The organism is Amycolatopsis benzoatilytica AK 16/65 (assembly GCF_000383915.1).
GTDB lineage: Bacteria > Actinomycetota > Actinomycetes > Mycobacteriales > Pseudonocardiaceae > Amycolatopsis > Amycolatopsis benzoatilytica.
The window spans coordinates 719,069-733,546 of the sequence record NZ_KB912942.1; the positions used below are offsets into that span (position 1 = coordinate 719,069).

The following is a 14,478-nucleotide window of genomic DNA, read 5'->3' on the forward strand; positions in this document are numbered from 1 at the left end:
CCTCAGCCAGTCACCGGGGCCCAGAAGTCCATCGGCACTGTGCCGTCCGCCCTTCCCGTCTCGCCGAGCAACCGTCCCATCAGCTTCACCGTCCGCAGCGTGACCGCCCGGTTGACGATCTCCAGCCACGGAAGCTTCGCCGCCAGTGCCGCTTCCAGCGCGGTGGCGTCGTGATGGCTGGCCAGCCACGCCACCGCCAGCAGATTCGCCTCGCTGGTCACCGCGGCGCACATACGGATCTCCGGCAGGGTCGCGAGCGAACTGGCGGTCGTCTCGAGCTTGTCCGGCGGCACCCGCAGCCACAGCATCGCGGTGACCGGTGCCGGCGACAGCGGCCGCGCGATCTCGCAGCGAAGCCGAACCGCCCTGTGCGCCACCAACGTCTCCAACCGTCGGCGCACCGTCGTCGCGCCGACCCCCAGCCGAAGCGCCAGCGCCGCGGCCGAGGCACGGACGTCTTCACCGAGAGCCACGACCAGCGCGCAGTCCAAGTCGGTGAACCGAGGGGGCGCGGTCGCGCGCGGCGGCCGATTGGTCAGCGCTTCGCGTTCGACCGGCGAAATCGCGCGTACCCGCCAGCGGCTGCCCTCGGTGAACATCTTCGGCGAGAGGTTGACCCGGACCCCGGTGACGCCCGGCCGGTTCGCCAGCCGGCGCAGCACGTAGTCGGAAAGATCCGACAAGGCCGGGGTGATGACGTGCAGGTGGAGATCGCAGTGTCCGGCCAGGTAGTCGACGGTCGGCACGTGCGGGTCGAGCGCCAGTTCCTGGGCCACCCGCAGCGCTTGGCCGGGCGCGCAGTCGATTTCCACGAACGCCAGCGTCATCTTCGCCAGCAGGTCGCCGCCCGGGTACGCGGTCAGCCAGGCGTGGCCGCGCTCGGCAAGCCCTTCCCAATGCCGCGCCGCGGTGACCGAGCCGATGCCCAGCGCGCTGCCGACTGCCGACCAGGAGGCCCGCGGGTCGGTCTGCAACGCGTCGAGCAGTTTGAGCTCGGTTTCGCTCAACAATGGCGGATCCTTCGCTTCCAGCGCACCGATCCGGCGGATTCATGCGAACTTCCCGGCAACAGCATTCGACACTCCCATCATCGTCGGGCCAGCATAAGTGGACGATCCAGCGAGGGAGACCCATGTCCTTGCGCGCCGACGCCGCCACCCCGCATCCCGAACTCGTCACCCTCCGCCGCAAACCCGAAATCGGCCTCGTCCCGCCCCGCACCCAGGAGACGGTTCTGAGCGCCCTCGACCGGCCGGACCTGGAAAGCACGCTCGGAGAGAACCTCACCGCGGTCCTTCGGAGGAGCGGCGGTCCGGGCGGAACCGTGCTGCTGCGCGGCGACACGGCCGCGCTGCCGGTCACCGCATCGTCCGGCGAGGAGTTCTCGTCGACCAGCGACGACGCGACGCACGCGGGCGGGCACGACCTGCGCACTCCCGGTCTGGCGGGAGCGGTGCGGCCGCTCGCCGACCGCCCGGACAAGCTCGCCCACGGGGCGATACTGCTCGCCGAACCGGCCTGCCGCCGGCTCGCGCTTCTGGCAGCGTGATCGCATGCGCAGCTGCTATCTCCCGCCGGTCTTCCCCGTCCTGGCTCTGGTCCTCATGCCGTTCCTGCCGTTCGTCAACTCCGCCGGGCTGTGGCTCGGCCTGCCGAAAATGATGGTGTGGGGCGGGTTCTGGTGCCTCATGTTCACCCCAGCCCTGCTGCTGTCCGAACGCCTGATGGCGCGCAGCGGCGAGGAGGAGTAACCGATGATCCTCGCCTTCACCCTCGCCGGCATCGTGCTGATCGGCGTGCTCGGTTTCGTCGGCCGCCGCCGTCCCGCCGCCGATCTGGCGGAATGGACTGTCGGCGGCCGGAAGTTCGGCGCGCTCACCATGTGGTTCCTGCAGGCAGGCGAAGTCTTCACCACCTTCACCTTCCTCGGCATGGCCGGGCTCGCGTTCTCCGGCGGCGTGGCCGCGATGTACGCGCTGCCCTATGTCCCGATCGCTTATGTGGTCCTGTTCTTCCTCGCCAAGCGGATCTGGCGGATGGGCAAGGACCGCGGCTACCTGACCCAGGGCGACTTCCTGGAGGACCGTTACTCCAGCCGCGCGCTGGGCACCGTGTCGGCGATCCTCGGCGTCGTGTTCGTGCTGCCGTACCTGCAGCTGCAGATCACCGGCCTGGGCTTGATCGTCCGGCTGGTCACCGGCGACCGCGCGTCCGGCACGCTGAGCATGATCGCCGGCAGCGTGCTGGTGGTCGCGTTCGTGCTGTGGGCCGGGCTGCGCGGGGTGGCCGCGACCTCGTACTTCAAGGACGCGATCATGCTGGTCGTGCTGGTAGTGCTGATCATCGCGGTGCCCGCGCACTTCGCCGGCGGCGTGTCCGGCGTGTTCCGCAAGGTCAACGATCTGCACCCGGAGAAGCTGTTCGTGCACGCCGGGGCGAACGACCACACCTGGTTCATCACCAGCATGCTGGTGAGCGCGATCGGCGTCGGCCTGATGACGCTGCCGCACACCTGGCCCGCGCTGATGTCCGCGCGCGACCCGAAGGTGCTGCGCCGCAACTACACCTGGATGCCGGTGTACGAGCTGTGCCTGCTGCTGCCGATGATCATCGGGTTCGCCGCGATCCTGGTGGTGCCCAAGGGGAGCGACCCGAACGGCGTGCTGCTGACGCTGAGCAAGGACGCGCTGCCCGGCTGGGTGACCGGCCTGGTGGTGGTCGCCGCGACGGCCACCGCGATGGTGCCCGCGGCGGGCATCCTGATCGGCATTTCTTCCCTGGTGGCCAGGAACATCACCCGGGTGCGCAGCGAGCGCAAGCAGTTCTGGATCAACCACGGGACGGTTGTGCTGGCCAGCGCGCTGGCCTTGGTGCTCGGCATCTACCGGCCGGATCTGCTGGCGAACCTGCTGCTGCTCACCTACTCCGGTTCGGTGCAGCTGGCCCCGGCGAACCTGCTGGGCTTCCGGAAGAAGGTCCCGGTAGGCAAGGTGCCGGTGTTCGCCGGCCTGGCCGCGGGCGAGCTGGTGGTGCTCTGGCTGACCTTTGTGGACACCAAGCTGGCCGGCACGGTGAACGTGGGCCTGATCGGCCTCGCCGTCAACGTGGTCGTGCTGGCGGCGGCCGCCCTCGTCGAACGGGCGGCGGCCCGGTCCGGCGAGGTCGTGCGGACGGGAGAACACGTATGACCCGCGTCCTTTTCACCGGCGGCGCGGTGTTCGACGGCACTGGAAGCGATCCCGCGCCCGCGGACGTGCTGGTCGAAGACGGCCGGATCGTCGAGGTCGGCACCGGGCTCGACGGCGACCGCGCGGTGGACTGTGCCGGAGCGACGCTGCTGCCCGGGCTGTTCGACTGCCACGTGCACGTGACGGTGTCCGACATCGGCCTGCTGCCGCGCGTGCAGAAGCCGTTCTCGTACCAGTTCTACGAGGCCGCCCGGAACCTGTGGACCACGCTGAAACTGGGCATCACGACGGTCCGCGACGCCGCCGGTGCCGACTTGGGCATCAAGCAAGCGGTCGCGGACGGCCTGATCCCCGGTCCTCGGATGGAAATCGCTATCGGCCTGATCAGCCCCACCGGCGGCCACGGCGACGGCTGGACGATTTCCGGACACTGCGTGCCGCTGTCGCTGCCGCATCCCGGCCGCCCGGAGGCGCTGGCAGACGGTCCCGACGAGATGCGCCGGGTCGCCCGGACGCTGCTGCGGGCCGGCGCCGACGTCCTGAAGGTATGTACCACCGGCGGCGTGCTCTCGCCTCGGGACGACCCGCGGCACTCGCAGTTCACGCTTGCGGAACTGGATGTCCTGGTCACTGAAGCGACCATGCAGGGCCGGTCGGTGATGGCCCATGCGCAAGGCGCGGAAGGCATCAAGAACGCGGTACGCGCCGGCATCCGCTCGATCGAGCACGGCATCTACCTGGACGACGAAGCCATCGAACTGATGCTGGCCCGCGGCACTTGGCTCGTCCCGACCCTGGTGGCGCCGGTCAACGTCGTCCGCGCGGCCGCCGCCGGCGCCTCGCTGCCGGATGCCGTGGTGGCGAAGGCGAAAGAAGTCGCCGAAGTACACGCGGATTCGGTACGCCGGGCGGTCGCGGCCGGCGTCCGCATCGCGATGGGCACCGACAGCGGCGTCGGTCCACACGGGACGAATCTGGAAGAGCTGGAACTGATGCGGCAGACCGGCATGTCGCCCGGCGACGTCCTGGCCGCCGCGACCTCGTCGGCGGCCCGCCTGCTCGGCAAGGACGCCGAACTGGGCCGGATCGCTCCTGGCCACCGGGCGGACGTCGTCGTGGTTTCCGGCGATCCGTACGACTTCCCGGCGCTGGCCGGGAACATCCGGGAGGTGTGGCAGGACGGCGTGCGCGCCGTGTGAGATCGCGGTCCGCGCGGCATACTTGCCGCCGTGACCGTGCAGACCGAGGAACGCCACGCGTCCTGGCTCGAGCTCTTCTTCGACCTGGTGGCGGTAGCCGGCGTCGCCCAGCTTTCGCACCTCCTGCGCGGAAGCACGACCTGGGGCGACGCCGGCTTGTACGTGGTGTGCTTTCTGGCTTTCTGGACGGCCTGGATGTGCTTCACCGTGTACGGCAACGTCACCGGTGCCGCCGCCCGCACCATGCCGGTGCTGCTGGCGATGGCCGGGCTGGTGTTCATGTCCGTTTCAGTGCACGACCTCGGCAAGCACGCCCAGGTTTTCGCGGTGGCGTATCTGGCGGTGCGCAGCTTGGCGAGCCGAGTCTGGGAAGGCCGGACAAGCACCCGGATCGTCGTGGAATGGCCGGTCGTGCACGCCGGGGTGGGCGTCGTGCCGTGGTTCGTTTCGCTGTGGGCCGACGCCCCGGGCAAATATGGGCTGTGGGCCTTGGGCTTGGCACTGGACTTGCTGATCAGCCTCACCGTGTCCGGCGAACGGTTGGCGCGGAAAGCCGCCTCCCGGGTGTCGCGCCGCGAGCCCGGCGCCCGGACCGCGTTCGCGCACCTGGACCTCACCCATTTTGGTGAACGTTTGGGCCTGTTCACTATCATCGTGCTGGGCGAGGGAGTCCTGACCGTCACCGAGGCGATGGCCGAGACACCGGACTGGCCCGCGCCGCTGTTCTGGACGGTGATCGCGATCCTGGCGCTGCTGGCTGCCTTGTGGGGCGCGGCGCTCTACCAAGGCTTCGCCGGGATCCCGTACCTGCGCCAAACCACCTGGGGCCCACGCAGTTTGCTGCCCGTGCATTGCCTGACCGCAGGATTGCTGGCCGCGTTGGCGGCGGGCCTGGGGGACGTCGTCGAGTCGCTGGAACACGGCGAAATGGCCCCCGGAACCCGATGGCTCATCTGCGGCTGCGTAGCCGCCTTCACGATTATCGGGGCGGTCTCCCGAGCGACTTCGCAACGGTGGTCCCGCTGGGATTACCTGGCTACCGCGGCAGGCGTGGCGATCCCGCTCGCGATCGGCTTCTTCGGTGCGCCCCTGGACCCCGTCAGATTCCTCTGGCTCCTGGTCTTGGCCGTCGCCCTCTCGCTGACGCGAGGCCCGCGCAGGAAATAGCGAGTATTCGGCACTCCCTCGCTTGTCTCAGGTGGTGCGCGCTGAACGGTCCGCTGGCCTATCCGTGAAGGGCCCTTGGGGGAATCCAAGTCCCTGAAGGGGCCCTTCACGGACAGACCGGCACACTGGCCGCCCAGGCATCACGACAGCACCACGTGAGACACGCTTCAGCGATCCGTTCCCCGGGAATCTCACTCCAGCAGCAATTCCCGCAAGGCGGTGCCGAACTTGACCGGATTCCGCTGCGGCCCCAAATGCGCCCCCGGCGTCTCCACGAACGGCAACCCCAGCTCCAACGCCAAAATCTTGGCCGGCTGATAGTGATACCACCCCCGGCTTCCTTCTCCGGCGGTGGGCACGATCTCCGTGCCGGTACGGCGCAACGCCCGCAAATCCGGAAGGTAATCGAAGAACTCCCGCAGTTCCCGGTCGAACAGCCGCAGCCAGTCGCTTTCGTTGGGCAACCGCATCCGGGGAAGATCCGGCAGCGCCGCGCCCGCGATCCCGTCCGCGAACCGCGTGACGGCCCCCATCAGGTCCCCAGCGCGAGCCATCCGGATCTGCTCGGCGGTAGCGTCGAGAATCCCGCCGGCATCCGGCATCAACTGCACCGCGGGCGGTTCGTGCGCGACGAACGTCGTCACCCGATCCGGGTACCGCGCCACCAGATCAAGCCCGATCAACGCCCCCGCGCTGGTCCCGAACATCAACGCGGCGTCGCTCCCGACCGAGTCGAGCACCGCCAGCGCGTCGTCCGCCTGGGTCGCCACCGGCACCGGCCCGGTCGTGGTGTCCGTGCTGCCGAAGTGCCCGCGCCGGTCGTAGGTGACGACCGTGAAGTCCGTGCGCAACTGCTTGATCAAGGCCCGGAACGAATCCGCCCCGCCGGTACCGCCCGGGACGAGCAGCAGCAGCGGACCCTCGCCCGTGATACGGACGGCCAGCTCGCCGTCAGCGACCGGGCAGCGATGGTCGGCAGTCTCCGCGATCATCCCGAAAGTCAAGCACAACCCGGTCCCGGCCAGACCTCCCGGAGGCCAGGTTTCTGTCGGCAGCGGGTGCGACACTGCCGGCATGACAAGTTGGGATGAGTTCGCCGCCGCCGCTCCGTCCCTGGCCTCGCGCGTCCGGGCCCGTTTCGCCGCCGCCGAGTCGCACGTCCTGGCCACGCTCCGCAGCGACGGTTCGCCGCGCGTGAGCGGCTCGGAAATCGACTTCCGGGACGGCGAGGCCTACCTCGGCTCGATGCTGGACGCCCGGAAAGCCCGGGACCTCCGGCGCGACGCCCGGTTCGCTCTGCACGCCTGCCCCGGGATCGAAGAAGGCGGCGACGCGAAAATCGCCGGCCGCGCCGTGGAGGTCACCGACCCGGCCGAGGTGACCCGGGTGCAGGAGGGACAGGAGAGTCACCTGTTCCGGCTGGACGTGCGGGAGGCCGTGCTGACCTGGGTGGAGGAGAACACCCTGGTCGTGGAGTCGTGGCACCCGGGCCGGTGGGAGAGGTTCGACCGGCCGGACAACGGGCCGGCGGTGCACACGGAGCTTGGCTGAGGGGACTGAGCCGCCCGGCCGGTCGGCCTGGGATTCCCGGGCGGCGGCGTGCGTTCGCGGAAAGCAAGCCTAGCCTGGCCGGATGAAACTCACCTCCGTCGTGCTCGACGCGCCGGATCCCCGGATGCTCGCCGAGTTCTACCGGGGCCTGCTCGGCTGGCCGGTCGCCGCCGACGAGCCGGACTGGGTCACCCTGCGTCCGGCAGGAGGAGGGCCCGGACTGTCGTTCCAGCTTGAGCCGCGGCACGTGCGGCCCGGCTGGCCCGCCGGCCCGGGGGACCAGCAGATGCAGCTGCACCTGGACTTCGAGGTCGAAGGCCAGGCGGCGCTGGAGACTGCGGTCGCGAACGCGGTCGCGGCCGGGGCGACGATGGCGCAGGTCCAGCCGCAACCGGACGTCCGCGTCTTGATCGACCCGGCCGGGCACCCGTTCTGCTTCTAGACCGCCGAGCCATAGCGCTGGCCGTGGAGCCGGATCAGCTCACGGCTCTCGTCAGATCCTCTCCAAAACCGTAGCCGTCGCCATCGCCCCGCCGGCGCACATCGTCACCAGCGCCGTCGTCGCGTCCCGTCGTTCCAGTTCGTGCAACGCCGTCGTCAACAATCGTGCCCCGGTGCTTCCGACCGGGTGCCCCAGTGCGATCGCGCCGCCGTTCACGTTCACCCGGGACTCGTCCGGCGCGTGCATCCGCTGCCACGAAAGCACCACTGACGCGAACGCCTCGTTGATCTCGAACAGGTCCACATCCCCGATCTTCATCCCCGCCGCCGCGAGCACGCGGGTGGTGGCCTGCACCGGGCCGTCCAGGTGGTAGTACGGTTCCGCTCCGACCAGGGCCTGCGCCCGGATCCGCGCCCGCGGCCGCAACCCCAGTTCCCGTGCCCGCGACGCGTCCATCAGCAGTACCGCGGCCGCCCCGTCGGAGATCTGGGACGAGTTCCCGGCGGTGTGAATCCCGTCCGGCAGTACCGGTTTCAGCCCGGCCAGACCGTCCACAGTGGTCTCTCTGAGACCCTGGTCCCGGGAGATCACGCCCTCCGCGGTCGGCACCGGCACGATCTCGCGGTCGAAATGCCCGGCTGCCCACGCCGCCGCGGCGTTGGCCTGCGAGCGGGCGCCCAACGCGTCCACGTCGGCCCGGGTGATGCCGCGGCGCTGCGCGATTCGTTCGGCCGCCCCGAATTGGTTCGGCATGTCGATCGACCACGCCTGCGGTTTCGGCGATCCGATGCCTTCGCCGCGGTTCGCGCCCAGCGGCACCCGGCTCATCGCTTCCGCGCCGCACGCCACGCCGACTGTGATCGCGTCCGCCGCGATCAGGCCCGCGATCAGGTGCGCGGCCTGTTGCGCCGAACCGCATTGCGCGTCGATGGTCGTCGCGCCGGTCGCTTCCGGCAGGCCCGCGTGCAGCCACGCGGTGCGGGTCAGGTTGCCGGCCTGCTCGCCGGCCTGGGTCACCGCTCCGCCGATCACCTGCTCGACCTCGGCCGGGTCCACGCCCGCCCGGTCGAGCACCCCGCGCAGCGGCGCGCCCAGCAGTTCCGCCGCGTGCAGGCCGGACAGCCAGCCGCCGCGCTTGCCGATCGGCGTGCGTGTCGCGGCCACGATCACCGGTTCGCCCACGAGTGTCCCCTTCCATGCCGTCTACCAGATCAAAACTAGAACACGTTCCTGTTTTAGGCAAGCGCCCGCATGGCAGCCGAGATGTCGATCTTCGGCGAACGCACAATCACTCACCTGCACTAATCCGGCCTGGAACGGTCAAGTAAACGGGTTTCACCAAAGCGGGTTCCCTGAGTTAACACCGTATGCTCTACTGGGGTCATAGAACGCGTTGCAGTTGGGCATCATCGCCGATCCCGCGCAGGAGGCAATCCGTGGCCGCTCCGCTCTTGCCCGCCGGTTTCGACTTCACGGACCCGGATCTCTACGCCAGCAGGCTGCCGCTGGAGGAGTTCGCCGAACTCCGCCGCACCGCGCCGGTCTGGTGGAACCCGCAGCCGCACAACACCGCCGGGTTCGGCGACGACGGCTACTGGGTGGTCACGCGGCACGCCGACGTCAAGGCGGTCTCGCGCGACAGCGAGCTCTATTCGTCGGAGGAGAAGACCGCGATCATCCGGTTCGACGACCAGATGACCGCCGAGGGCCTCGACGCCAACCGGCTGGTCCTGCTGAACATGGACGCGCCGCAGCACACCAAGCTCCGGCGGATCGTTTCGAAGGGGTTCACCCCGCGCTCGATCGCCAAGCTCGAGGACACCTTGCGCGAACGCGCCGCGCGGATCGTCTCCGAGGCCAAGAAGAAGGGCTCCGGCGATTTCGTCACCGACGTCGCCTGCGAGCTGCCGCTGCAGGCGATCGCCGAGCTGATCGGCGTGCCGCAGGAAGACCGGCAGAAGATCTTCGACTGGTCCAATCAGATGGTCGCTTACGACGATCCGGAGTACGAGGTCGAGCCGCTCACCGCCTCCGCCGAGATCGTCGGCTACGCCTGGAACATGGCCGAGGAACGCCGCCGCTGCCCGATGGACGACATCGTCACGAAGCTGATCCAGGCCGACGTCGACGGCGAAGCGCTCGGCTCCGACGAGTTCGGCTTCTTCGTCATCCTGCTGGCCGTCGCCGGCAACGAGACCACCCGCAACGCCATCACGCACGGCATGAAGGCGTTCCTGGACCACCCGGAGCAGTGGGAGCTGTTCAAGCAGCAGCGCCCGAAGACCGCGCCGGACGAGATCGTCCGCTGGGCCACCCCGGTGGTCGCGTTCCAGCGCACCGCCACCCGCGACACCGAACTCGGCGAAGCGCGGATCCGCAAGGGCGACCGGGTGGGCATGTTCTACAGCTCGGCCAACTTCGACCCGGACGTCTTCGACGAGCCCGGCAAGTTCGACATCCTGCGCGAGGACAACCCGCACGTCGGCTTCGGCGGCACCGGCTCGCACTACTGCATCGGCGCGAACCTGGCCCGGCTGGAGATCGACCTGATCTTCAACGCGATCGCCGACGTGATGCCCGGCATCGCCGAGGCCGCCGCCCCCGAACGGCTGCGGTCCAGCTGGCTCAACGGGATCAAGCACTACCAGGTCCGCTACGCCTGATCGGCGGCGATCGCCGCGCACCGGCATGATGGCCCCGTGCGCACGACGGTGGACGTGGAATTCGGCGTCCGGGTGACGAAACCCGGCCTCGCCGCGATTTCGGTCGCCGCCGTGCGCGCGGACGCCGGCGAGCTCACGGTGTCCGACGCCGGTGCCGCGCGCACCGCCGAGTTCGAGCACGGCACCCGCGCGGAGATCTACGACCTGGCCGCAGGCGAGCACCGCGTCACCTATCACGGCGAACGCGTGCAGCATCGCGGTGCCGCCGAGGAAGTCACCCTCGCCGACATCGCGCGCTACACCCGCCCCAGCCGCTACTGCCCGTCCGACCGGATGGGCGGCCTGCTCCCGCCCGGCATCGGGGAACTGACCAGCCCAAAGGCTCAAGTCCAGGCGATCGTGGAGCACGTCGGCAAACGGCTCGCGTACGTCGTCGGCTCGGGCGCGCCGACTCACGACGCGATCGACACGCTTCTCGCCGGCGAAGGCGTGTGCCGCGACTTCGCGCACGTATGCGTCGCGCTGTGCCGGATCGTCGACATCCCGGCGCGTTACACCTCGGTCTACGCGCCGGGCCTGCAGCCGATGGACTTCCACGCGGTGTTCGAAGCCGGCCTCGACGGCCGGTGGTACGTCTTCGACGCCACCCGGCTGGCTCCGCGTCAGTCGATGCTGCGGATCGCGACCGGCCGTGACGCCGCCGACACGCCTTTCCTCGCCACACTCGGCTGCGAACTCGACTTCCTCGGTGCGACGGTTTTCGCCACCACCGACGGTCCGCTGCCGCGTGACGACGGGCACGCACCGGTCGTGCTCGCCTGACTGCGTGTCTTTTGCGACAAACGCACCGTTGTCTGGGTAGACAGTGAGCGTGAAGCGTTCCCGCAAGACCCCTGGGCCGAGCAGGTGGGCCCGTGCGCGAGCCCGGTACCGCTGGCTGGATCACCTGGCGCGCGCGACGAACCGGTACCTCGACTACGGCGGCTACCACTACGTCGCGTCGATCACCTATTTCAGCCTGCTTTCGCTGGTGCCGATCCTGATGGTGTCCTCGTCGGCCGCCGGGTTCGTGCTGGCGACCCAGCCGCATCTGCTGGACGCGCTGGTCCGGGCGATCTCGGGTTCGCTGCCCGGCCCGATCGGCACGCAGGTGTCGTCGATCCTGACCGGGTTCGTGGAACAGCGCACCGGAGTCGGCGTCGCCGGTCTGGTGGTCGGCCTGTACTCCGGCTGGAACTGGATGAACGCGCTGCGGGACGCGCTCACCGCGATGTACGGGCAGAACCGGTCCGAAGGGCCGTTGCTGCGGACGATCCTGACGGACGTGCTGGCCTTGCTCGGCCTCGGCGCCGCGCTGCTGGTGTCGTTCGGCATCACGGTCTCCGGCACCGCGGTCGGGCGCTCCCTGCTCGCGCTGGTCGGCGTCGCGGACACCGGCTGGGGGCGGACCGTGCTGTCGGTCGCCTCGGTGCCGCTGGCGCTGCTGGCCGACTGGCTGGTTTTCCTCTGGGTGCTCACCCGGCTGCCGCGGGAGCGTGTCGGCTGGCGCAGTGCGATGCGCGGCGCGGTCGCCGCGGCGCTCGGCTTCGAACTGCTGAAGCAGGCCGGCGGGTTCTATCTGACCTTGATCAGCAGATCGCCGTCCGGGGTCGCGTTCGGGTCGGTGATCGGTCTGCTGTTCTTCATCTCGCTGATCGCGCGCATGCTCATCTACATCACGGCGTGGACGGCCACCGCCCGCGATGCGCCCCGCAAGCCGATCCAGCCGCCGCCAGCGGCGCAGTTGCGGCCGATCATCGCGCCCAAGCAACACAATGCCACCGCGGCGGTGCTCGGCGCGGTGGTCGGCGCGCTGGGCACATTGTTCGCGTTACGCCGACGGCGCAAGGACTCGTGAGCGGCTAGCAGTCTCGCATCGTGCTGCCCGGCGGCCTGGGTTGGCGGTCAGTCCGTGAAGGGCCCCTTGAGGGAATCCAATTCCCTCAAGGGGCCCTTCACGGACGGTCATCCGGCCGCACCACCTCAAGCCGGAGAGCAGAGAACCGGCTCAAGTACTCACGAGGGCTTGTCCGAGCCGACCACCCACATGCTGAAGTACTGCGAACCGCCGCCGTACGCGTGTCCTAGCGCGACCCGTGCCCCGTCCACTTGGTATTGGCCGGCGCGGCCCATCACCTGCTTCGCCGCTTCGGAGAACCGCAGCATCCCGGACGCGCCGATCGGATTGGACGACAGCACTCCGCCGGACGGGTTCACCGGCATCCGCCCGCCGAGCGCGGTGTCGCCGGCTTCAGTGATCTTCCAGCCCTCGCCTTCGGCGGCGAAGCCGAGGTTTTCCAGCCACATCGGCTCGAACCAGGAGAACGGCACGTAGATCTCCGCGACGTCCACTTCGGACAATGGATCGGTGATCCCGGCATCGCGCCACAACGCCGCCGCCGCGTCCCGGCCGGCCTGCGGGCTCACCTGGTCCCGTCCGGCGAACGTCGTGGGTTCGGTGCGCATCGCGGTCGCCTGGATCCACGCCGCACCGCCCGGTACCGCGTCCCCGGCCGCCTCGTCGCCGAGCACCATCGCGCACGCGCCGTCGGAGGACGGGCAGGTTTCGTCGTAGCGAATCGGGTCCCACAACATTTGCGATGCCTGCACCGATTCCACCGTGATGTCGGCCTGCTGCAAGTGTGCGTACGGATTCAACGCGCCATTGCGCCGGTCTTTCGCCGCCACGATGGCGCCGATGTGATCCGGTGCCCCGGACCGGCGGATGTACGAGCGCACATGCGGTGCGAAATATCCGCCCGCACCGGCGCCGACCGGCATCTGGAACGGCGGCAGAATCGACAGGCCCCACATCGCGTTCGATTCGGACTGCTTCTCGAACGCCACCGTCAGCACGCGTCGATGCACTCCGGACTGGACCAGCGAAGTGGCGACCAGCGCCGTCGAACCGCCCACGGAACCTGCGGTGTGCACGCGCAGCAACGGTTTCCCGTTCGCCCCCAGTGCGTCCGCGAGGAACAGTTCGGGCATCATGACGCCCTCGAACAAATCCGGTGCTTTGCCGATGACGACCGCGTCGATGTCGTCCCAGCCGACCTGCGCGTCCGCCATCGCCCGGTCGATCGCTTCCCGGAGCAAGCCGGCCATGGACACGTCAGTGCGCTTCGCGCGGTGGTGCGTCTGCCCGGTCCCGAGCACCGCGGCGAGCTGTTTCGTCATCGTGCCTCCAGCACAGCGAGGAGATTCTGCTGCAGGGCGGGTCCGCTGGTCGCGTGGGCGAGCGCCTTGCCCGCTTCGCCGCGGTGGATTCGCGTCGCTGCCTCGCCGATCCGGGCGAGGCCGGCGGAGAACATCGGATTCCCGGTGAGCGCCCCGCCGGACGGGTTGATCCGCACCCTGCCGGAGAGGCCGAGTTCCTGGCGCAGGATCAGTTCCTGATGGGTGAAGGGCGCGTGCAGCTCGGCGAGTTCGACTCCGTCGAGATCCAGCGGCGCGGCGGCCGCGGCGGTTGACGGCGAACGGGTCAGGTCTCGCGCGCCGAGTACCGGGGAGTCGATGCGGTGCTCCAGCCCGGTGATGATCGCGGGCCGGTCGACGAGGTCTCGCGCTCGTTCCGCGGAGGCCAGGATCATCACCGCGGCGCCGTCGGTGACCGGCGCGATGTCATGCGCGCGAAGGGGATCCGCGACGTACGGGGTCTCCAGCAGATCGGCGGGCTCGACGATGCCGGACACCTGGGCCGCCGGGTTGTCCGCCGCGTCCGCTCGGGACCGGGCCGCGACCTCGGCCAGGTCCTTTTCCGACCACCGTCCCGCTTCGAGCCCCAGCCGGGCTTGCAGGCCGGCGATGGCGAGGGTGTCCGGCCATAACGGGGCGACGACGTACGGGTCCAGCTGCATCGCCATCACCCGGCGAAGCTGGCCCGCGCTGGACTTGCCGAAGCCGTACACGAGCGCGGTGTCCACCTCGCCGGTACGGATCTTCAGCCATGCCTCGTACAGCGCCCAGGCCGCGTCCATTTCCACATGGGACTCGTTGATCGGCGGGAACGCGCCCAGCGCGTCCACCGCGGCGATGAACGAAAACGCGCGCCCGGCCAGGTAGTCCGACGAGCCGGAGCACCAGAATCCGATGTCTTGTTTGGACAGTCCGGTGGCGGCGAACGCCTCGGCCAGGATCGGCACGAGCATCTCGACGCCGTTCGTGGTGCCCGGCGTCTCCCGGACGTTCGGCGCCTGCGCGAAACCGGCTACGGCGACTTCAGGCAT

General features: G+C 69.6%; 15 protein-coding genes. 10 read left to right on the plus strand and 5 right to left on the minus strand.

The window, feature by feature from the left end:
- Window positions 1–2: 2 nt before the first annotated feature.
- Window positions 3–1,007, minus strand: a complete 1,005-nt coding sequence (locus AMYBE_RS0103365) for an Lrp/AsnC family transcriptional regulator (RefSeq protein WP_245573149.1) — start codon at window positions 1,005–1,007, stop codon at window positions 3–5.
- A gap of 125 nt (window positions 1,008–1,132) precedes the next feature.
- On the opposite strand from AMYBE_RS0103365, the gene AMYBE_RS0103370 reads away from it, so the two are divergent.
- From AMYBE_RS0103370 to AMYBE_RS40835, 5 genes are read left to right on the plus strand one after another with little or no spacing between them, the layout of a single operon-like run.
- A complete protein-coding gene (locus tag AMYBE_RS0103370) occupies window positions 1,133–1,549 on the plus strand; it encodes a hypothetical protein (protein WP_020657926.1) in 417 nt (138 codons plus the stop codon).
- A gap of 4 nt (window positions 1,550–1,553) precedes the next feature.
- Window positions 1,554–1,751: a hypothetical protein gene (locus tag AMYBE_RS0103375; protein WP_020657927.1), complete on the plus strand. Its 198-nt coding sequence runs from the start codon at window positions 1,554–1,556 to the stop codon at window positions 1,749–1,751.
- Window positions 1,752–1,754: 3 nt separating this feature from the next.
- Window positions 1,755–3,188, plus strand: a complete 1,434-nt coding sequence (locus AMYBE_RS0103380) for a sodium:solute symporter family protein (RefSeq protein ID WP_020657928.1) — start codon at window positions 1,755–1,757, stop codon at window positions 3,186–3,188.
- Window positions 3,185–4,387 carry a metal-dependent hydrolase family protein gene (locus tag AMYBE_RS0103385; RefSeq protein ID WP_020657929.1) on the plus strand — a complete coding sequence of 401 codons (1,203 nt, stop codon included), beginning with the start codon at window positions 3,185–3,187 and terminating at the stop codon, window positions 4,385–4,387. Before AMYBE_RS0103380 ends, AMYBE_RS0103385 begins: the two co-directional genes overlap by 4 nt.
- A gap of 30 nt (window positions 4,388–4,417) precedes the next feature.
- Window positions 4,418–5,554, plus strand: coding sequence for a low temperature requirement protein A (locus tag AMYBE_RS40835; RefSeq protein ID WP_020657930.1), 1,137 nt, complete (start codon window positions 4,418–4,420; stop codon window positions 5,552–5,554).
- 191 nt (window positions 5,555–5,745) lie between these two features.
- Here AMYBE_RS40835 and AMYBE_RS0103395 read toward each other — a convergent pair whose 3' ends face one another.
- A complete protein-coding gene (locus AMYBE_RS0103395; RefSeq protein ID WP_027927336.1) occupies window positions 5,746–6,546 on the minus strand; it encodes an alpha/beta fold hydrolase in 801 nt (266 codons plus the stop codon).
- Between the two features lie 82 nt (window positions 6,547–6,628).
- Here AMYBE_RS0103395 and AMYBE_RS0103400 point away from each other — a divergent pair, with 82 nt between their 5' ends.
- Both AMYBE_RS0103400 and AMYBE_RS0103405 read left to right on the plus strand, forming a co-directional pair.
- A complete protein-coding gene (locus AMYBE_RS0103400; RefSeq protein WP_020657932.1) occupies window positions 6,629–7,105 on the plus strand; it encodes a pyridoxamine 5'-phosphate oxidase family protein in 477 nt (158 codons plus the stop codon).
- 82 nt (window positions 7,106–7,187) lie between these two features.
- A complete protein-coding gene (locus tag AMYBE_RS0103405; protein WP_020657933.1) occupies window positions 7,188–7,547 on the plus strand; it encodes a VOC family protein in 360 nt (119 codons plus the stop codon).
- Between the two features lie 51 nt (window positions 7,548–7,598).
- Here the strand turns inward: AMYBE_RS0103405 and AMYBE_RS0103410 are convergent, their stop codons facing one another.
- Window positions 7,599–8,729, minus strand: a complete 1,131-nt coding sequence (locus AMYBE_RS0103410) for a steroid 3-ketoacyl-CoA thiolase (protein ID WP_020657934.1) — start codon at window positions 8,727–8,729, stop codon at window positions 7,599–7,601.
- A 254-nt stretch (window positions 8,730–8,983) separates the two neighbouring features.
- Here AMYBE_RS0103410 and AMYBE_RS0103415 point away from each other — a divergent pair, with 254 nt between their 5' ends.
- From AMYBE_RS0103415 to AMYBE_RS0103425, 3 genes are read left to right on the plus strand one after another with little or no spacing between them, the layout of a single operon-like run.
- The gene (locus AMYBE_RS0103415) at window positions 8,984–10,210 is read left to right on the plus strand and encodes a cytochrome P450 (RefSeq protein ID WP_020657935.1); all 1,227 of its coding nucleotides are present in this window, start codon (window positions 8,984–8,986) and stop codon (window positions 10,208–10,210) included.
- Between the two features lie 36 nt (window positions 10,211–10,246).
- Window positions 10,247–11,032, plus strand: a complete 786-nt coding sequence (locus AMYBE_RS0103420) for a transglutaminase-like domain-containing protein (RefSeq protein WP_020657936.1) — start codon at window positions 10,247–10,249, stop codon at window positions 11,030–11,032.
- A gap of 43 nt (window positions 11,033–11,075) precedes the next feature.
- On the plus strand, window positions 11,076–12,107 hold the full coding sequence (locus tag AMYBE_RS0103425) for a YhjD/YihY/BrkB family envelope integrity protein (RefSeq protein WP_020657937.1): 1,032 nt from the start codon (window positions 11,076–11,078) through the stop codon (window positions 12,105–12,107).
- A gap of 158 nt (window positions 12,108–12,265) precedes the next feature.
- Here the strand turns inward: AMYBE_RS0103425 and AMYBE_RS0103430 are convergent, their stop codons facing one another.
- Both AMYBE_RS0103430 and AMYBE_RS0103435 read right to left on the minus strand, forming a co-directional pair.
- The gene (locus AMYBE_RS0103430; RefSeq protein ID WP_020657938.1) at window positions 12,266–13,429 is read right to left on the minus strand and encodes a thiolase domain-containing protein; all 1,164 of its coding nucleotides are present in this window, start codon (window positions 13,427–13,429) and stop codon (window positions 12,266–12,268) included.
- A complete protein-coding gene (locus AMYBE_RS0103435; protein WP_020657939.1) occupies window positions 13,426–14,478 on the minus strand; it encodes a thiolase domain-containing protein in 1,053 nt (350 codons plus the stop codon). Before AMYBE_RS0103435 ends, AMYBE_RS0103430 begins: the two co-directional genes overlap by 4 nt.

Coding starts and splice junctions, on each gene's coding strand:
- AMYBE_RS0103385 (WP_020657929.1), top strand. CDS start 3,185: ATGACCCGCGTCCTTTTCACCGGCGGCGCGGTGTTCGACGGCACTGGA.
- AMYBE_RS0103400 (WP_020657932.1), top strand. CDS start 6,629: ATGACAAGTTGGGATGAGTTCGCCGCCGCCGCTCCGTCCCTGGCCTCG.
- AMYBE_RS0103380 (WP_020657928.1), top strand. CDS start 1,755: ATGATCCTCGCCTTCACCCTCGCCGGCATCGTGCTGATCGGCGTGCTC.
- AMYBE_RS0103435 (WP_020657939.1), bottom strand. CDS start 14,478: ATGCCTGAAGTCGCCGTAGCCGGTTTCGCGCAGGCGCCGAACGTCCGG.
- AMYBE_RS0103405 (WP_020657933.1), top strand. CDS start 7,188: ATGAAACTCACCTCCGTCGTGCTCGACGCGCCGGATCCCCGGATGCTC.
- AMYBE_RS0103430 (WP_020657938.1), bottom strand. CDS start 13,429: ATGACGAAACAGCTCGCCGCGGTGCTCGGGACCGGGCAGACGCACCAC.
- AMYBE_RS0103375 (WP_020657927.1), top strand. CDS start 1,554: ATGCGCAGCTGCTATCTCCCGCCGGTCTTCCCCGTCCTGGCTCTGGTC.
- AMYBE_RS0103370 (WP_020657926.1), top strand. CDS start 1,133: ATGTCCTTGCGCGCCGACGCCGCCACCCCGCATCCCGAACTCGTCACC.
- AMYBE_RS0103395 (WP_027927336.1), bottom strand. CDS start 6,546: ATGATCGCGGAGACTGCCGACCATCGCTGCCCGGTCGCTGACGGCGAG.